The sequence below is a fragment of the Mycobacterium sp. 3519A genome, assembly GCF_900240945.1.
GTDB lineage: Bacteria > Actinomycetota > Actinomycetes > Mycobacteriales > Mycobacteriaceae > Mycobacterium.
Genome location: NZ_OESG01000014.1, coordinates 679,205 through 697,274, shown reverse-complemented (window position 1 = coordinate 697,274; position 18,070 = coordinate 679,205). Strand labels below are relative to the sequence as shown.

Below are 18,070 nucleotides of genomic sequence, written 5' to 3'. Positions count from 1 at the left end.
AGACCCGGCTCGCCCACCACGTGTGTCGCAGCGTGACCTAGTAGTGATGAGAGGTACCCATGTCGGCTGACTATGACCGGCTATTCCACTCCCCGGGCTCCTCGGTGGACGCTGTGCAGACAGCCGACGAGGAAGCGGAGAACGGCGCCGCGGCGCCCGCCGGTGCGCACGGCCGCAGCGATGTGACGCCGCCGCCGATGCCCATCGCACCGACCAAGACCGCCGCCGCCCCTGCCCCGCCGCCGCGGCAGACCGAGGTGACCACGCAGATGCCGCCCACCAGGACGGCGCCGCAGCCGCGTCAGGCCAACGGCATGATGCGCGCACCGCAGTCCGCGGGCGCGGCGGGCGCTCGATTCGAGCAGCCACGCTCGGCGCCCACACCGGCGCCGAGGCCTGCGCCCGCGCCTGCCCCGTCACAGCATTTCGCCGAGGCGCAATCCGAGGCGGGCAATGCCTGGCGGACGAATCAAGCGCAGGCCAGTCAGCCGGCCACGACGTCGGCGGCGACCATCGGCAATCACCGCGCCATCGACGCGCTGTCTCATGTCGGGGTCAAGTCCGCGGTCAAGATGCCGTCGCAGCGCGGCTGGCGGCACGTGCTGTACATGCTGACGCGGATCAACCTGGGGCTGTCGCCCGACGAGCTCTACGAGATGGATCTGCACGGCAGGATCCGGCGAAATGCCCGCGATTCCTACCAGATCGGGATATTCGGGCTGAAGGGGGGTGTCGGTAAGACCGCGGTCACCGTCGCACTCGGCTCGGCGCTGAGCAAGGTCCGCGGTGACCGGATCCTCGCCGTGGACGCCGACCCGGACGGCGGCAACCTCGCCGACCGCGCAGGCCGCCAGTCGGCAGCCACCGTCTCGGATCTGTTGGCGGACAAGGAGTTGGCCCGCTACAACGACATTCGCGCCTACACCAGCATGAACGCGTCGAACCTGGAGATTCTGTCCTCCGAGGAGTACAGCGGGGCGCGCCGCGAGTTCAACGATGAGGACTGGACGAACGCGACCAACATCGTGTCGCGGTACTACAACCTGGTGCTCGCCGACTGCGGTGCCGGGCTGTTCCAGCCCGCGGCCCGCGGCGTGCTGTCGACGGTGTCGGGTCTGGTGATCGTCGCGAGCGCGTCGATCGACGGCGCGCGGCAGGCCGCGGTGACCATGGACTGGTTGCGGCAGAACGGTTATCAGGATCTGCTCGGCCGGTCCTGTGTGGTGATCAACCACGTCACGCCGGGCAAGCCGAACATCGACGTCGAGGACCTGGTGCAGCAGTTCGAACGGCACGTGCCCCCGGGTCGCGTGATCGTGCTGCCGTGGGACAAGCACATCGCCGCGGGCACGGAGATCCAACTCGAGCTGCTCAGTCGCAGCTTCCAGCGGCGGATCACCGAGTTGGCGGCTGCGCTGTCCGACGACTTCGACAGGCTCGAACGGCGTTGACCTCCGCCGCCGCAGCAGCATCCACGTCCAGCGTCACCCCGGGTAGGCCGTCCACCACGCGGGTGACGATCCTGACCGGCAGGCGCATGACGGACCTCGTGCTGCCCGCGGCGGCGCCGATCGAGACGTACATCGACGAAACCGTCTCGGTGCTCGGCGAATTGCTGGAGGACACCCCCAAGGACGTGCTGGCCGGTTTTGACTTCACGGCGCAGGGCGTGTGGGCGTTTGCGCGGCCGGGAGCACCGCCGCTCAAGGCCGACGAATCGCTGGACGACGCAGGCGTGGTGGACGGCGCGTTGCTCACGCTGGTGTCGGTCAGCCGAACCGAACGCTATCGGCCACTGGTCGAGGACGTGATCGACGCGATCGCGGTGCTCGACGAGTCGCCGGAGTTCAACCGCACCGCACTGAATCGCTTTGTCGGCCTTGCCATTCCGGTGGCCGCGTTGGCGATCACCGTGATGGCGCTGCTCGCGTGGTCGCGCACCAGCCACGACTGGTACTGGCCGGTGGCGCTGGGCGTGCTGGGGCTCGCGATTCTGGGCGGCAGCATGCTGGCCAAGAACCGCTTCGACAACGTCGACATGGCGGAAAGCCTGCTGGCGGCCGCGGTGCCGGTGCTGGCGGGCGCGGCGACGCTCGCGGTGCCGTTGCCCCGCGGCGTGGACGGCCTCGGTGCGCCGCAACTGGCGGGCGCGAGCGCCGTGGTTCTGTTGCTGACACTGGCCACCAGGGGCGGGCCGCGCAGGCGCGCGGAGTTGGCGTCGTTCATGTCGGTCACCTCGATCGCGGTGACCGCTGCGGCCATCGCCTACGGATACGGTTGGCAGTACTGGGTGCCCGCGGGCGCCATCGCGTTCGGGTTGATCGTCGTGACCAACGCGGCCAAGCTGACCGTCGCGGTCGCCCGCATCGCATTGCCACCGATACCGGCGCCCGGCGAGACCGTGCACAACGACGAGTTGCTCGATCCCGTCGCGACGTCCGAGGCGATCGACGAGGAATCGTCCACATGGCAGGCGATCATCGAGTCGGTGCCGGATTCGGCGGCCCGACTGCACGAGCGCAGCGTGCTGGCGAAGCGGTTGCTGATCGGCTTCGTGACGGCGGGCGCGTTGGTGTTGGCCGTCGGCGCGATCACCGTTGTGGTGCAAGGCCATTTCTTCATCCACAGCCTGATCGTCGCCGGTCTGGTCGCGGTCATCTGCGGCTTCCGGTCCCGGCTCTACGCCGAGCGCTGGTGCTCGTGGGCACTGCTGGCGGCGGCGGTGGCGGTGCCGACGGGCGTCATGGTCCGGCTCTGCCTGTGGTACCCGCACAAGGCGTGGTTGGTGCTCGGCATCTACACGGCGGTCGCGATCGTGGCGCTGATCCTCGTCGGCGCCACCGAGGGCGTGCGGCGGGTGTCGCCGGTGACCAAGCGGATCCTCGAACTGACCGACGGTGCGGCGATCGCGGCGGTCATTCCGCTGCTGTTGTGGATCGCCAGCGTCTACGACGTGCTGCGCAACATCCGGTTCTAGTCGGCAGGGCTCTGCAGGCCCGCGGTGATCTCCGCGACGGCGGCGTCGATGCGTTCGCGATCGGCTTCGATCGACTGGGTCGCGGCCGCCATGGCGTTCTGCAGCGCCTCGTTGATGCGCTGCTCCACCGTACGCGCGCCGAGGCGCAGCAGGCCCTCGGAGATGAAGGCCGCCGTCAGGTAGTGATGACCGTTCAACGTCACTTCCACCGTCTCGGCTTCGTCTGTGGCGGTGAACGTTTCGCTGTTCATCTTGTGCAGTTGGTCGTCGACGATCGACTGCAACCGCTGCGCCTGCTTGAGCACGGCAGCGACCTGCGGATGCATGTCGTCGGTCACTTGGAATCCTTGTCCGCCACGTCCCTGCGCCGGCGGTTGCCGATCACCGCCTCTGTCCACGGCCGGTCCTCGGTGTAGAGGTCCTCGTCGGGCGACAGATTCGGATCCCGCCGCTTCTCCTTGCCCTGGCTACCGTGTCCGGCCCCGTGCATCGGCGCCATGCCGCCACCCATCGCGCCGCCCGCGGCGGCCCCGGCCGAACCGGCGACGGGTGTGGTGGATGCCGGGCGCGTCGGCGCCGTCGGCGCCACCGTTTCGGCACCGACGGCGGGAGACAACGGCATCGACGGACCGCCACCGCCGCCGCCGGCGCCGCCGCCACCCGCGCCGGAGCCGCCACCTCCGCCGAGTGCGGCCGGTTTGAGGCTGGGATCCGTTGGCAACTTGGGGGTTCCGGTCGACGGACCGCCACCAGGCAGACCGCCGGGCATGCCGCCGGAAGGCGCTCCGCCTCCTGACGGCGAACCGCCACCGGACGGCGAGCCACCCCCTGACGGTGCGCCACCGCTGGATTGCTGGTCGCCTGCGGGCTGGCCGCCGGTCTGCGGTGCGGCCGAGGCGGGCTGTGCGGCCGACGTCGGCTGTGCCGCGGAAGCGCCGCCCCCGGGCCCGGATCCGCCTGCGCCACCGGGGGATCCGTCGCGGTCGGTCGGTGCCTTAGCGTCGCGGGCGTTGGGATCCCTGGTGGCTGCGGTCGGGTCGAGGCCACTGTTCGGTGGGTTCTCGGGTTGAATCACCTTGGGCGACATGGCCGCCGCGTATTGACCGACGAGCTCTTCGGACGCCGCCTGCGCCTGCTGCATCTGCGCGAACAGCGCGGCCACCGCAGCGCCGTCCGTCGCGGCGGTCAACTTCTGCTCGGCCTGCGCGTACATCTCGGCGAGCGGCCGATGCGCCGCGCTGACGCTCTGATGCACGTCGGCCAACCGGGTGGCCTCGGTCGACAACTCCTCCCACGAGTTGGCGAGCGTGTCGAGCCAGGAGCGATAGCTGTTGAACTTGGCGTACGCGGCCTCGGCCGCCATCCCCTCCCAGTCACCGACGCGACCTTCGAAAGCCGGTGCGGCGCCACGGATCTGACCGGCGAAACCCTTCCACAAATCGGCGGAGTTCCGCAGCGACGCGCCTTGGTCGCCCGCGTCGAGCTGTTGCTGAACGATCGGGGGAGTCGCGAATCCGCCGGGGGCGATCGCGGCGGGAGCGGGGATCTGTCCCGGCGGGGCAGGCACGGGTTCAGGCGAGACGGGTTGCGTCATCACCGTGATCGGTTTGCTTCCGTCGCTGTCCAGTGACTGCTGCGACGCGGTGTCGACGGCCTGGTAGGCCACTCGGGTGGCGTCCAGCGACTCGGCGAGGCGTTCACCTTCCTTGGTGCCCCACGCCTGGTACATCCAGACGACCAGGGACACCAGACCCAGACGCATCGCCGCCTCGGTCGACACCTGGTGCGCGCTTGGCGGCGCAATCTGGCCCTGCGCCCCAGACTGAGGCATGGCCGCGAGTTCGGTTCGAATCGCGGCGGATTTGCGTTGCAGATCCTCGAGATCGACTCGCATGGTCATCGGGGGCACACCTCCTTCGTCATTGCGTCATTGCTCCAGCGCCATCTGGAAACGGCTTTCCTCGCGCGGATTGATCAACCGGATCGGCAGCTGACGGTGTCGTGGCGTATCGATGAAGTTGTTGCGCAACACCACTCGGCCGATCCCCGGATGCGGTCCGAGATAGGTGGTGGCGTTGGGCCACGCCACCTTCGCCACCTGGCCGATGCGCCCGTTGACGAACCCGGCGAACTCACGGAACTGCGGGCCAAGGGTCACCACCGCACCCGCCGCCGCCGACCGCACCACGAACTGGGTGAACAACCGCGCGTCGCCGAGGTTGATGCTGACGTCGATGTCGTCGAACGGCATGTACACCGGGTAGCGGTCCGCCGTCTCACCGACAAGCACGCCAGCTGACCCGATCGGCAGTTCGTAGTGGCGGTCGCTCACCGGGCTGATGCCGTGCAGGGCCGCGCGCTGCCCGCCGAACAGACAGGAAAACCCGCGCGGCGTCGTCGGATTGGCCAGCGTCGTCAGCAGCACCGTGGTGGTCGGCGCGACGCCGGGGCGGATGCGGACCCGGGTGATGGTGTGATCCGCGCGCGCCGACCACCACACGTCGGGCCCGCCGGACGCGCTGTACGCGGCGGTGAATGTGCTGCGGCCCTTGATCGCCGACCACGTCTCGCGTTCGAAACTGATCTCGGTGGCCCGGTCGAAGTCGTCGAACGCGCGGATGGGTCGGGCGTCGATCCCGTTGCCGGCCAACTGATCTGCGATCCGGGTGGCCGACGAAACCAGGTAGCGCGCAAGGCCTTCCACCCCGGACGCCCGCCGCTGTGAGGACTTGCGGGTGTGTTCGGGGTCGGCCCTCAGCACGATCCAGGTTCGCCGATTGGCCGGCGCCGGATACGGCCCCACCACCTGCTCGTAGAGCGCCACCAGGCTCGCCGGTGCGGTCTTGCCGACCCGGTAACCCGCGGAGACCACGTCGGCCTCGAGGTCGGGGCAGTGCGCGGCGATCAACCGCTCGACCAGTCGCGTGTCGACCACGTCATCGGTGTATGCCTGCCCGCCGACGATCACCGTCGGCGTGAACGGCCGTGGCACCAATTCGATCGCCGACACGAGATAGTCGTCCTGCCAGCGCACCGCGACGTGATCGCCCGGCATCACCGTCGCACCGACCGCGGGTTCGGACGGCAGGTCGGGCACGTTGCGGTGGCGTCGGCGCCACGCGAACAGCGCTGCCACCCAACCGGTTACCCGCCGGCCGCGGATGGTCAGCACCACGGCCAGCGCGATCAGGACGCTGAGCGTGACGCCGATCCACAGTTGACGCGGCGGCAGGAACACCGCGATGCACGCCGGGATCAGCACGGCCGCCCAGACGGCGTGGCCGGTGGTGAACCGGAAGCCGAAGATGCTGAGGATCTTGTTCATCGGCGCCTCAACGCGCGTCGGGCCAGTGCGCCGAGTCCGAGTGCGACGGCAAGGCCGCCCGCGGTCAGCACCACGGCGGTGATCGGGCGGCGGTCCGGCGGCGGCACGTACACCGGCGGCGGCAGTTGCTTGACCTTGTACGGCACCTGCTCGGGTCCGGCGGGCACGTCCCACGTCAGCGCGGCGACCGGGTCGATGACCCCGGCGCCGACCTCGTTGTTGACCCCGCCGCCCGGATGCCGCGCGGTCGCGGTGATCCGGTTCATGATCTGGGCGGGCGTCAGGTCGGGGAACCGCTGTTTGAGTAGCGCCGCCAGCCCGGAGACGTATGCGGCCGCGAACGACGTCCCGGTGATCGGGATGGGACCGTCCTGTCCTTGCAGCGCGTTCACCGGATTGCCGTCGTAGCCGAGCGCGATGATGTTCTCCGCGGGGGCGGCCGCGTCCACCCACGGCCCGTTCATCGAGAAGTTGCTGGGCAGTCCGTTCTGTGCGATGCCGCCGACGGTGAGCACCAGCGGCGAGTACCACGCCGGGCTGACGATGGTCTGCACCTGCTTCCAACCGCGCGGATCGGCGGGGATGCCCGCATCGGGCGGCGGGTTCTGGCTGCAGTCCTGGCCGGTGTTGCCCGCGGCGACGATGATGACCGCGCCCTTGACGTTGACGGCGTAGTTGATCGCGGCGCCGAGGCCGGTCTCGTTGATCGGCCGGGTCACCTTGTAGCAGGCCGCCTCGCTGATGTTGATCACCTGCGCGCCGATGTTGGCGGCGTGCACCACGGCGCGGGCCAGGCTGCGCAGCGAGCCCGCGGTCTGAGTGGTGTTCGGATCGTTGGGATCGGTGCGCGCACCGACCGGCTGGAACGCCTCCGACGTCTGCCGCAGCGAGAGAATCCGTGCGTCGGGGGCCACGCCGATGAACCCATCGGTGGGTGACGGGCGGCCCGCGATGATCGACGCGGTCAGCGTGCCGTGGCTGTCGCAGTCGCTCAACCCGTTGCCGGTGTCGACGAAGTCGCCGCCGGGTTCAGCGGGCACCCGCGGCGATCCGTTCACGCCGGTGTCGATCACGGCGACAGTTACCCCGGCGCCTGTTGCGAACTTCTGGGCGTCGCTGATCCGCAGGTAGTCGTTGGCCCACGGCTTGTCGGCGAAGTTGGAATTCGGGAACACCGTCGGCGTCGAGCACACCCGGCGCTGTTCGGTCGGCTGGTCCGGGCCCGTTTCGTCTGGCGGGACGACAGCCGGGTCGATGGTCGGGGGTTCGATCGCGACGGCGGGGGGAGCGCTCAACAACGCCAGGATCAGCGTTGCCAGCAGCACACCGATGCGGCGCACGCGCGGTCACCCCTTCCGGATTCGGACTCCCCAGCAGTGTGCTGACAAGCCCACAGCAAACAATGTACCGGCCCGATGGCAGGACGAATCCTCACGTCACGGCCATCGGGCCCGAACACGCTAGCCAAGTCTAAGGTGCTGCGGCGGGGGTGATGTTCGCTAACTGTTCGGCGGCTCGAGCGCCGAAACGGCATTCCGGCACGCCTCTTCTCGAACTTTGCGTGCTGGAATGCCGTTTCGCGGGAAATCAGGCGTCGAGGTCCTGGGCCACCAACTCGGCGACCGTCTTCAGTGCGTCCTCGTCGTCGGAGGCCACGGTCACCTCGGCGCCGTTGCCTGCGCCCAGGGTCATGATCATCAGCGCCGAACCGGCGTCCACCGGATCCCCGCCGTCCATCGAGAGCGTGACGGGTACGCCGGCGTTGACGACGGCCTCAGCAATGATCGCGGCGGGGCGGGCGTGCAGGCCGATGGCCGATCCGACGACGACGGTTTTGGTGGGCATGTGCTTCTCCTTATCGGGTGGGGGGACTAGGCGGCGACCAGGGCCGGGGATTCCTCGGCCTTGACGCTGGGCTTGATGAACTGCTTGGCGGCGACGACGGCCAGCGCACCGGCCACGGTGCCGACCGCGAGTGCGACCAGGAACCACAACAGGTGACCGATCGCGAAGAACACGAAAATGCCACCGTGCGGGGCCTTGAGCGTGACGTCGAACGCCATGATCAGCGCGCCTGTCACGGCGCCGCCGAACATCATCGACGGGATCACCCGCAGCGGGTCGGCCGCCGCGAACGGGATGGCGCCTTCGGAGATGAACGAGGCACCGAGAAGCCAAGCGGCCCTGCCGTTTTCGCGTTCAGGTTCGGTGAAGAGCTGCGGCCGGACCGTGGAGGCCAGCGCCATCGCCAACGGCGGCACCATGCCTGCGGCCATCACTGCCGCCATGATCCGCAGCGACGCCGGATCGGCGACGTTGAGGCCTGCGGTGGCGAACGCGTACGCCGCCTTGTTCACCGGACCGCCGAGGTCGAAGCACATCATCAGGCCGAGCACGATGCCGAGGATGATCACCGACGTGCCGGACATGCCGCCCAGCCAGTTGGTGAGGCCGGACGTGACCGCGGCCAGCGGACGGCCGAGCAACAGGAACATCAACAGGCCGACGACCAGTGACGCGAACAGCGGGATGATCACGACCGGCATCAAACCCCGGCCCCACTGCGGCACGTTGATCCTGGCGATCCACAGCGCCGCGAACCCGGCGATCAGGCCGCCGACGATGCCACCGATGAAGCCGCCGCCGACGAACACCGCGACCGCACCCGCGGTGAAGCCCGGTGCGATACCGGGACGGTCGGCGATCGCGAACGCGATATAACCGGCCAGCGCGGGCACCAGGAAGGAGAACGCCAGTCCGCCGAGGGTGAACAGCACCGCGCCGAGGTACTGCGTGAAACCGCCTGCAGGCAGATTGGTCAGCGAGTTGGTGGTCGCGATGATGTTGCCAAGCGACTGGGTCGCGCCATCGGGTTTGTTCGCGATGTCGTAGCCGGCGAACAGGAAGCCCAGCGCGATCAGCAGGCCGCCTGCGGCGACGAACGGGATCATGTAGCTCACGCCGGTCAGCAGGATCTGCCGCAGCCGGGTGCCCCACCCGACGCCGCCCGCGGGCGCGGACGGTGCGGCGGCCCCACCGGTATCGCCCTGCACCCGCGCGGCGGCCGGATCCGTTGCGGCAGCGAGCGCTTCGGCCACCATCTTGTCGGGCTCGTTGATGGCCCGTTTGACGCCGGACGCGACGACGGGCTTGCCCGCGAACCGGCCCTTGTCCTTGACACCGACGTCGGTGGCGAAGATGACCGCGTCGGCCGCGGCGATGACGTCCGGTGACAGCGGTGTGCTGCCCGACGAGCCCTGCGTCTCGACGTGCACTGTCGCGCCTGCCTTCTTGCCCGCGGCGACCAGCGAATCGGCGGCCATATAGGTGTGCGCGATGCCGGTGGGGCAGGCGGTCACGGCGATCAGCGTCTTCGGCGCGGCCGGCTCCGCCTTCGGCTTCTCGGCGGTCGCGTTGAGCACGCCGTCCACCAACTCGACGACCTCGCCGGGGGTGGCCGCGTTGCGCAGTGACTCGACGAAATCCTTGCGCACCAGTGCGCGGGCCAGGCTGGACAGCAGCTTCATGTGCTCCGCGCCGCCCGCCTCGGGTGCGGCGATCAGGAACGCCAGATCGGCGGGCCCGTCCGGCGCGCCGAAGTCCACCGCGGGGCTGAGCCGGGCGAACCCGATCGATGCCGTCTCCACATACGGCGAGCGGCAGTGCGGGATCGCGATGCCGCCGGGCAGGCCGGTGGCCGACTGCTGCTCGCGCGCCATCGCCGCGGCGACCAGGCCGTCGGTGTCGTGCGTGCGGCCCGCGCCGGCCAATCGGTTGACCAGACGGCCGATGACCGCCTCCTTGTCACCGCCGGCATCGACGTCCAATAGGACCAGATCCGTATTGATGATCGGCAAAGTGGTTGTCATGGCAATACTTTCGTGTTGGGGGCGATCGGCGTCACCCGGACAGCTTCGAGGTTGATCTGCGCGGGTGTCGGCAGCGCAGATCCGGGGAGCGCGGCAGCGGCGCCGCCGTATGCGACTGCCATCTGCAGCCGCTCGGGCGGGACCGCACCGCCCACGTCGGCGCGCAGATAGCCGGCCAGCGACGCGTCACCGGCGCCGACGGTGCTGCGCGCGGCGATCTGCGGTGGGGCGGCCATCCAACTGCCGGTCCGGTCGACCAGCACGGCGCCCGCGGCGCCGAGCGTGGCCAGCACCGCTTGCACCCCTCGGTCCACCAGCTGATGCGCGGCATCGACGACCGGCTCTGGATCGCCCTGTGCGACGGCGGCTTCCAGCGCCTGCGGCGAGTGGCCGAGCACCCCGGCCAGTTCCTCGGCGTTCGGCTTGAGCAGATCGGGTGCGGCCGCGTCGAGGGAGTCGACGAGCGCAGCGAGCGGAGCGTCCGAGGTGTCGATCGCGACCCGGCACGGATACCCGGCGAGCTGTGCCACCACGCGGGCATACCAGTCGTCGGGAATGCCGGGTGGCAGCGAACCCGAGAGCACCACCCACGACGCCGTCTCGGCATGCGCGAGCACCGCCATGGTCAGCGCATCGATGGCCGCGTCGTCGAGCTGGGCGCCCGGCTCATTGAGTTTCGTTGTGGTGCCGTCATGTTCGGTGACAGTCAGGTTGGTGCGGACCGCCCCTGTGGTCGGCACGCAACTGAACGGCACCGCGGCGGCCGACAGCGCCGTGGTCAACGGGTCGTTGGGCGGGACCGGTAACACCGCCACGGTGTCGACGCCTGCCAGTGCCAACGCGCGTGCGACGTTGACCCCTTTACCGCCCGGTTCGGTGGTCACCGACGAAACCCGATGCACCGCACCGCGAGTCAGCGGACCGGCAAGCGTCACGGTGCGGTCGATGCTCGGGTTCGGGGTGACGGTGACGATCACGCGACCACGACCTCGACGCCGCTGTCGGTCAGCTGCCGGCGGTCAGCGGCGGTGATCTCCGAGTCGGTGATCAACGTGTCGACGCTGGAGATCGGGGCAAAGCTGACGAAGTCCTCCCGCCCGATCTTGGACGAATCAGCAGCCACCACCACATAATTCGCGGCCTCTACCATCGCGCGCTTGACGCCTGCCTCGTCACTGTCCGGGGTGGACAGGCCGTGGCGCACGCTGAGCCCATTGGTACCGATGAACGCGACGTCGACGCGCAACGTCTCGAGCACACGCAAGGTCTGGTCGCCGACGGCCGCCTGGGTCAGGCCACGGACCCGGCCGCCGAGCAGGTGCAGCGTGACCGACGCCATCGCGGCGAGCCTGGCGGCGATCGGCACGGAGTTGGTCACCACGACAAGCTCGCGATCGGTGGGCAACTGCGCGGCGATACGCGCGGTGGTGGTTCCGGCGTCCAACAGCACGGTGGCCCCGGCGAGCGGGAAGAAGTCGACCGCCGCGGCGGCGATCGCCTCCTTGTGCTCGGCGCGGGTGGTCTCCCGTTCACCCACGCCGGGTTCGACGAGGTGCAGCGCACGCACCGGCACGGCGCCGCCGTGTACCCGCCGCAGCACCCCGGCCTTGTCCAGCACCGCGAGGTCGCGGCGCACCGTCTCGGTGGTGACGTCGTAGGTCTGCGCCAATTCGGCCACCGAGGCGCGGCCGCGCGACATCACCAGCGAGGCGATCGCTTGCTGACGCTCTTCGGCATACATGTGGCTCCGTTTGTGTGGGGTAACGCCCGAATCAATGTTGATATAGTTGGTTTTACTACTGTTCGTGTTGACTTGTCAACAGTTTTCTGTAATCTGTTTCACATGACCGCTCCATCTCCACTCACGTCACTGCCGGCGGCGGGCACCGTCCTTCGCGGGGTGCCCGTGGTCCCTGGTGTGCAGTACGGGCCGGTGATCCGGCCGGGCCGACTGCCCGCCGTCGACATCGCGGACCACGCCCAGATCGCGGAAGGCGACCGCCCGACAGAGGCCGCCCGATTCGCGGCGGCGGCCACCGCGGTGGCCGACCGACTGCGGGACCGCGCCGCGCACGCGACCGGTGCCGCGTCGGAGGTGCTCGCCGCGACCGCCGCGCTGGCCAAGGACCGGGCCTGGCTGGGCGCCGTGGAGAAGCGCATCAAGGACGGCACGCCTGCGGTCGCGGCGGTGGCCGCGGCGGCCGAACAGTTCATCGACATGTTCACTCAGATGGGTGGCCTGATGGCCGAGCGCGTCACCGACCTACGGGACATCCGCGACAGGGTGATCGCAGAACTGTCCGGCCTGCCGGAACCCGGCGTCCCGCTGCCCGACCTTCCTTCCATCCTGTGCGCCGAAGATCTTGCCCCTGCGGACACCGCGGGCCTGGATCCCACTCTTGTTGTCGCCCTTGCCACTACGCAGGGCGGCCCGACCAGCCACACCGCGATCATCGCCCGGCAGCTGGGTATCCCGTGCGTGGTGGCCGTCGACGGACTCGACGACGTCGAGGCAGGCACGATGGTGCTCGTCGACGGCACGCTGGGCACAGTGACGGTGTCACCGGACCACACCGCCGCAGGCGAGACCGTCGCCGCCGCGCAGCGCCAGGCCGAACGCGCGTCACGCTGGTCCGGCCCGGGAGCCACCGCCGACGGGCATGCCGTCGCGGTCCTCGCCAACGTCCAGGACGGTGCCGCCGCCCGCGCCGCCACCGAGACGCCCGCCGAGGGCGTCGGCCTGTTCCGCACCGAACTGTGTTTCCTCAACCGGGACACCGAGCCGACTGTCGACGAGCAGGCCGACATCTATGCCGAGGTGCTGCAGGCGTTCTCGGGCCGCAAGGTGGTGATCCGAACGCTGGACGCCGGTTCCGACAAGCCGCTGAAATTCGTCGGCCACCCGGACGAGGCCAACCCCGCGCTCGGGGTGCGGGGCATCCGAATCGCCGCGGGCAATCCCGGACTGCTGGACCGCCAATTGCAGGCCATCGCCGCCGCCGCAGACCGCACGGGAAACCGACCGTGGGTGATGGCGCCGATGATCGCCACCGCGCAGGAAGCGAAAGAGTTTGCCGCCAAGGCACGTTCGCGGGGACTGACGGCAGGAGTGATGATCGAGGTGCCTGCGGCGGCGCTACTCGCCGACCGGATCGCAGACCACGTCGATTTCCTGTCGATCGGCACCAACGACCTGGCGCAGTACACGATGGCCGCGGACCGGATGTCCGCCGATCTCGCGACGCTGACCGACCCGTGGCAGCCCGCGGTGCTGGCGCTGGTGGCCATGACGGTCCGGGCGGGTGCGGCGGCGGGCAAGCCGGTCGGGGTATGTGGTGAGGCCGCCGCCGATCCGCTGCTGGCGTGCGTGCTGACCGGACTCGGCGTGACGTCGCTGTCCGCGGCGGCCGCCGCGATCCAGGGCGTCGGGGCGAAACTCGCGCAGGTGAGCTTGCAGCAGTGCCGGGACGCGGCGGCGAAAGTGCTCGACACCGCCAGTCCCGCCGACGCCAGGGCCGCCGCCCTCACCGCGCTCGGGAATTAATCGGACCGTAGTCCGGTTAGTCAGATCATGCCTGCTATCACCGCTGACACCCTGACACTTCCGCGGATCACCACCCCGGGGCCCGCCGACACCGAGCGTCCTGTCCGATCCATCACCACCGGCCCACACGGCTATGAGGGCGAGGGTTTCCCGGTCGTCCGCGCGTTCGCTGGCGTGAGTTCGGCGGACCTCGACCCGTTCGTCCACATGGACCAGATGGGCGAGATCGAGTACCAGCCGGGTGAGCCGAGGGGCACCGACTGGCACCCGCACCGCGGGTTCGAGACGGTCACCTACATGATCGACGGCCGGTTCGCGCACCAGGACTCGCACGGCGGCGGCGGTCTGATCACCGACGGCGCCACGCAGTGGATGACGGCGGGGTCGGGCATTCTGCACATCGAAACCCCGCCGGCCGAACTGGTGGAGAGCGGCGGCGTGTTCCACGGCATCCAGCTGTGGGTGAACCTGCCGCGCAAGGACAAGTTCGCCGCGCCGAAGTACCAGGCCATCGAAGGCGGCCAGGTGAAGCTGTTGTCCTCGGACGACGGCGGTGCGCTGGTGCGCATCATCGCAGGCGACGTCGACGAGCATCACGGCCCAGGTGCCACGCACACGCCAATCACGTTGGCCCACGCCACGGTTGAGCCCGGCGCCCGGCTGAACCTGCCGTGGAACCGCGACTTCAACGCGCTGGTGTACGTGCTGTCGGGCCGCGGCACGGTCGGCCCCGTCGGGCACCCGATCCTCCAGGGTCAACTCGCGGTGCTCGGCCCCGGCGACCGAATCACAGTGGCCGCCGAGCCTACACAGGAATCGCGGCGACCCGCGCTCGAGGTTCTGCTGTTGGGCGGCAAGCCAATTCGAGAACCCGTGTTCCAGTACGGCCCGTTCGTGATGAACTCCAAGGCCGAACTCATCGAGGCGATGGACGATTTCCAGGCGGGCAAGTTCGGTGTCATTCCGCCGAACGCACTGATGCCGCACCGGCCGCTGAGCTAGCCATTGGCATTCGGTCTTGCCTGCAGGGCAGGGGCCGCGGCAGCCAGGATCGCGTCCCGATCCCCGTCCAGCGGCGGATAGATGCGTATACCGTTGATCGCGCGCTTGGTGGCTTTGGCCGATTCGCCGGTGTCGACCACGTGCCTGTCCCAGCCCTCGGTGTACACCGCGCCGGCTGGTCCCAGGTCCAAAACCGTGACATACCAAGGGATTCGAAGGGCCAGCATCGGTTCACCGAGCAGATCGCTGACCACGTTGTAGCCGGCATACCGGCCCATCGGCCTGCCGTGCTGACATGACATCACCGACAGGTGCTCGTCGTCCATGGCGGCCGCGGCGACGTCGCCCGCGGCGAACACGTCGGGGACGTCGACGACCCGCAGGTAGTCGTCGACCGGGACGCGGCCGAGGCGGTCGCAGGTCACCCCCAGGTCCGCGGTCAGTGGGTTGGCGCGCATGCCTGCACACCACACCACCGTGGCCGCGCTCAACACCTCGCCGGTCGACAGGGTCACGACCGCCTCGTCGATGGCGGTGATGCGCACGCCGAGCCTGGTGTGCACCCCGTTCGACGCGAGCGCGGCCTCGATCACCGGACGCGCCGAGGCGCCCATGTCCGATCCGACGTACGGGTTGTGGTCGATCAGGATGACCTGCGGGGTGCTGTCGGGAAACAGCCCGGCCAACCGGGCAGGCATTTCACACGCGGTCTCGATGCCCGTCAGGCCGGCGCCCACCACGACGACGGTGCTGGCCGCCGGAGTGATCGGGTCGAGACCCGCGAGGTGACGTTGCAGCCTCATCGCGCCGTCGTAGGTGTCGACGTCGAACCCGAACTCGTGCAGACCGGGTATGCCGGGCTTGACCACCTGGCTGCCCAGCGCGACGACGAGGCGGTCGTAGCCATGCGTACCTGCCGACGTCGTCACGGTGCGCGCCGCCGGGTCGATCGCCGTCACGTCGGCGGTGACGTGCTCGACGCGGGCAGGGCCGAGCACATCGGCCAGCGGTATCCGGCACGGTGTCAGGTCGGCCTCGTAGTTGCGCACCCGAATGTCGTGGTACGGCAGGGAACTCAGCGCGGTGACCCGCACGTCATCAGTCGCACCGAGTTCGTCCAGTCGCCGCGCCGCCCCGAGCGCCGCCCACAGGCCCGCGAAACCCGAACCGAGCACCAGCACCTCGCTCATCGGCCCGACGCTACCGGGTGCGGGTAGAGCAATTCGAGTTCACCGAGTTGGGCGGCCACCGCCGTCAGCGGCAATGCGGCGGAAACCGCTAGTTCGTCATCGGCGCCTTCGGCGCGCAGCGCGAGCACGAAGTCGTCACTGAGTGATTCGAATTCGCGTCCGGGATCGCCGGTCAGCCTCGCGCAGATCACGTCGGTGTGGGCCTCGAGCACCTCGCGGGCGCGACGGTAGGGCTCCAGCGGCGGTGGCACGACATCGGCGATCAACTCGGCGGCGGCGCGCACCCGGATCGCACGGTTGGCGGACCGTACCACCGGCGCGCGCATGGCGGTCGTGCCGCCGTTCTCCGAAAGGTATTGCCGCACCGCATCATCCACTGTGCGGGACGCCTCGAGGGCCTGATGGCTCAGCGCGATCACCCGATCGGTGGCGGCTTCGGAGGCGCCCCGGGTGACGCGGTGGACGGCCTCGGACAAGAACTCCGCGCCGACCGTGCGCGCATCGGCGATCGCCTTGGACACCGCCGCCGACGCGCCTCGCGGCCACAACAACAGCGACACCACGATGCCGACCAGTGCGCCGACGACGACGTCCTCGACACGGATCAGGCCGACCTTCCACCCTGTCGGCACGATCAGGTTGAAGTTGATCAGCACCATCATCGTGAACGCGGCCTGCCCGGCGACGAACGAGTACACCTCCGGCACATACGCCGATCCGAACGCGACGACCGGCAGCAGGATCCACAGCACGACGGGGTCGACGCCGAGGAACTCGATCACGACGGCGCCAAGGACGAAGCCGACCGCAGTGCCTGCCACCGCCCGGATCACCCGCGTGCCCGTCGTCAGCGCGCTGCTGCGCAACACCGACATCGCGCCGAGCACCACCCAGAAGCCGTGCTGGACCGGAAACAGGTGGGTGACGGCAACCGCGACGGCCAGACCGAGGCCGGTGCGCAGGCTGTTGCGGAGCACCACCGCGTCGGGGGCGAGAAACCCTCTGGTGATGGCCGCGACCGCGACGGTTTCGGGCATCACCCAGTCCGCGGCGCCCGTATCGGGAAGGCGGCGGCCGAGGACGCGCGCCCACACCGGCCGGGCGTCGGCTGCCGCCGCATTGCGGATGATCCGTCCCGTCACCGCGATGGTGGCCGCGATCGTCCTGCGGTTCAACAGCTTTCGGCCGACCTCCACCGCCGTCTCGTCGCTGGCTTCGTCGAGCACCGCGGTGATGTCGTCGCGGTAGTGGCCCTGCGACACCGCCCGCAGTTCGGTCAACGCGTCGAGCAGATGGGCGCTGCGCGCCAACCTCTCGGAGACGTCGCGGATGCGCAGCACCGCCGCCGAGTCGCGGAGCACCCGCACCGCGGGCTGCTTCATCGCCCCGAGCATGGCGCCGGTGTCGTCGGAGATGCGATCGGACAGCCAGCCGAGGTCGTCGACGACCCGGACCAGCGCGCGGCTGCCCGCGGTCAACGCCACCGGCCGGTAGTCGGCGCCAAGGAACGCGGCGTCGAGCGCATTCATCGCCTTGGTCAGTTCGCGTTCCGGCACGGCGCCCTCGAGTCGGTCGGCCAACCGGTTGCAGACGCGCGCCGCGTGGGCGCGCAATTCGTCGTGATGGCGAGGCGGGAAGAGGAACAGCGCGGCCGGCACGCACAGCGCCAACGCGATCAGCCAGCCGAGCAGCCGTTCGGGCAGCGGGCCGACGGGCGTGCAGGCGGGCAGCACGAACATCAACAGCGTCGCGCGTTGGCCCGCGGCGACGATCTCGCTGAGCACACCGGCGAAGATGACCGCGACGCCGAGCACGAACATCGATACGACACTCAGCCACGGGTGCGGCGCGACCAGTGTGCCGAGCGTGATCAAAATGGCGCCGTTGATTCCCAGGCCGCAGTAGGCCAGCGCCCGCGCGGGCCGGTTGCCGGGGAAGTCGACGAGGATCAGCAGCGCCACCGAGCCGAAGATGGTGAACAACGGCGTCTGCGAACCGCCGACCGAGAAGCCGATGGCGGCGGCGATCGGCAGCACGATGGCGGCGCGGGAGGCACGACGCAGCGCGTCGAACTCCGGGTCGCGCGCCCGAAGGCGATCCAACACGTGGCGCAACACCGCAGCCGTTTCAGAAGGCAAGAAGTGCGCCCTTCGGCCGTGCGGC

Annotated in this window: 14 protein-coding genes; 4 read left to right on the top strand and 10 right to left on the bottom strand. The window is 69.6% G+C overall.

Annotated elements, in window-relative coordinates:
• Nucleotides 1-59: 59 nt before the first annotated feature.
• Together C1A30_RS24450 and eccD are read left to right on the top strand one after the other, a co-directional pair.
• A complete protein-coding gene (locus C1A30_RS24450) occupies nt 60-1,451 on the top strand; it encodes a MinD/ParA family protein (RefSeq protein ID WP_101950926.1) in 1,392 nt (463 codons plus the stop codon).
• A complete protein-coding gene (gene eccD, locus C1A30_RS24445) occupies nt 1,448-2,977 on the top strand; it encodes a type VII secretion integral membrane protein EccD (protein ID WP_101950925.1) in 1,530 nt (509 codons plus the stop codon). Before C1A30_RS24450 ends, eccD begins: the two co-directional genes overlap by 4 nt.
• Here the strand turns inward: eccD and C1A30_RS24440 are convergent.
• From C1A30_RS24440 to C1A30_RS24405, 8 genes are all read right to left on the bottom strand, one after another.
• Nucleotides 2,974-3,315 carry a YbaB/EbfC family nucleoid-associated protein gene (locus tag C1A30_RS24440; protein ID WP_067798287.1) on the bottom strand — a complete coding sequence of 114 codons (342 nt, stop codon included), beginning with the start codon at nt 3,313-3,315 and terminating at the stop codon, nt 2,974-2,976. The genes eccD and C1A30_RS24440 overlap by 4 nt on opposite strands.
• Nucleotides 3,312-4,877, bottom strand: coding sequence for a PPE domain-containing protein (locus tag C1A30_RS36445; RefSeq protein WP_101950924.1), 1,566 nt, complete (start codon nt 4,875-4,877; stop codon nt 3,312-3,314). Before C1A30_RS36445 ends, C1A30_RS24440 begins: the two co-directional genes overlap by 4 nt.
• Nucleotides 4,878-4,904: 27 nt before the next feature.
• Entirely contained in the window at nt 4,905-6,302 is a 1,398-nt protein-coding gene (gene eccE / locus C1A30_RS24430) for a type VII secretion protein EccE (RefSeq protein WP_101950923.1), read from the bottom strand.
• Nucleotides 6,299-7,633 carry a type VII secretion-associated serine protease mycosin gene (gene mycP, locus C1A30_RS24425; protein ID WP_369974208.1) on the bottom strand — a complete coding sequence of 445 codons (1,335 nt, stop codon included), beginning with the start codon at nt 7,631-7,633 and terminating at the stop codon, nt 6,299-6,301. Before mycP ends, eccE begins: the two co-directional genes overlap by 4 nt.
• A gap of 256 nt (nt 7,634-7,889) precedes the next feature.
• Nucleotides 7,890-8,147, bottom strand: coding sequence for an HPr family phosphocarrier protein (locus tag C1A30_RS24420; protein ID WP_101950921.1), 258 nt, complete (start codon nt 8,145-8,147; stop codon nt 7,890-7,892).
• A 26-nt stretch (nt 8,148-8,173) separates the two neighbouring features.
• Nucleotides 8,174-10,171, bottom strand: a complete 1,998-nt coding sequence (locus C1A30_RS24415; RefSeq protein ID WP_101950920.1) for a fructose-specific PTS transporter subunit EIIC — start codon at nt 10,169-10,171, stop codon at nt 8,174-8,176.
• Nucleotides 10,168-11,148, bottom strand: a complete 981-nt coding sequence (locus C1A30_RS24410; protein ID WP_101950919.1) for a 1-phosphofructokinase family hexose kinase — start codon at nt 11,146-11,148, stop codon at nt 10,168-10,170. The genes C1A30_RS24415 and C1A30_RS24410 overlap by 4 nt, the downstream gene beginning before the upstream one ends.
• A complete protein-coding gene (locus C1A30_RS24405; protein ID WP_101950918.1) occupies nt 11,145-11,912 on the bottom strand; it encodes a DeoR/GlpR family DNA-binding transcription regulator in 768 nt (255 codons plus the stop codon). The genes C1A30_RS24410 and C1A30_RS24405 overlap by 4 nt, the downstream gene beginning before the upstream one ends.
• A gap of 102 nt (nt 11,913-12,014) precedes the next feature.
• Between C1A30_RS24405 and ptsP the strand changes: the two genes are divergently transcribed.
• Together ptsP and C1A30_RS24395 are read left to right on the top strand one after the other, a co-directional pair.
• Nucleotides 12,015-13,715 carry a phosphoenolpyruvate--protein phosphotransferase gene (gene ptsP, locus C1A30_RS24400; protein ID WP_200828415.1) on the top strand — a complete coding sequence of 567 codons (1,701 nt, stop codon included), beginning with the start codon at nt 12,015-12,017 and terminating at the stop codon, nt 13,713-13,715.
• 27 nt (nt 13,716-13,742) lie between these two features.
• On the top strand, nt 13,743-14,717 hold the full coding sequence (locus C1A30_RS24395) for a pirin family protein (protein WP_101950917.1): 975 nt from the start codon (nt 13,743-13,745) through the stop codon (nt 14,715-14,717).
• Here the strand turns inward: C1A30_RS24395 and C1A30_RS24390 are convergent.
• A complete protein-coding gene (locus tag C1A30_RS24390) occupies nt 14,714-15,907 on the bottom strand; it encodes an NAD(P)/FAD-dependent oxidoreductase (RefSeq protein ID WP_101950916.1) in 1,194 nt (397 codons plus the stop codon). The two genes, C1A30_RS24395 and C1A30_RS24390, sit on opposite strands and share 4 nt — an antisense overlap.
• Complete coding sequence (locus C1A30_RS24385) at nt 15,904-18,045, bottom strand: FUSC family protein (protein ID WP_101950915.1); 2,142 nt, start codon at nt 18,043-18,045, stop codon at nt 15,904-15,906. Before C1A30_RS24385 ends, C1A30_RS24390 begins: the two co-directional genes overlap by 4 nt.
• Nucleotides 18,046-18,070: the final 25 nt, after the last annotated feature.

Excerpts from the sequence above, each read along its gene's own strand:
- C1A30_RS24415 (WP_101950920.1), bottom strand. The coding sequence starts at position 10,171 with ATGACAACCACTTTGCCGATCATCAATACGGATCTGGTCCTATTGGAC.
- C1A30_RS24420 (WP_101950921.1), bottom strand. The coding sequence starts at position 8,147 with ATGCCCACCAAAACCGTCGTCGTCGGATCGGCCATCGGCCTGCACGCC.
- C1A30_RS24450 (WP_101950926.1), top strand. The coding sequence starts at position 60 with ATGTCGGCTGACTATGACCGGCTATTCCACTCCCCGGGCTCCTCGGTG.
- C1A30_RS24395 (WP_101950917.1), top strand. The coding sequence starts at position 13,743 with ATGCCTGCTATCACCGCTGACACCCTGACACTTCCGCGGATCACCACC.
- C1A30_RS24405 (WP_101950918.1), bottom strand. The coding sequence starts at position 11,912 with ATGTATGCCGAAGAGCGTCAGCAAGCGATCGCCTCGCTGGTGATGTCG.
- eccE (WP_101950923.1), bottom strand. The coding sequence starts at position 6,302 with ATGAACAAGATCCTCAGCATCTTCGGCTTCCGGTTCACCACCGGCCAC.
- C1A30_RS36445 (WP_101950924.1), bottom strand. The coding sequence starts at position 4,877 with ATGACCATGCGAGTCGATCTCGAGGATCTGCAACGCAAATCCGCCGCG.
- C1A30_RS24390 (WP_101950916.1), bottom strand. The coding sequence starts at position 15,907 with ATGAGCGAGGTGCTGGTGCTCGGTTCGGGTTTCGCGGGCCTGTGGGCG.
- ptsP (WP_200828415.1), top strand. The coding sequence starts at position 12,015 with ATGACCGCTCCATCTCCACTCACGTCACTGCCGGCGGCGGGCACCGTC.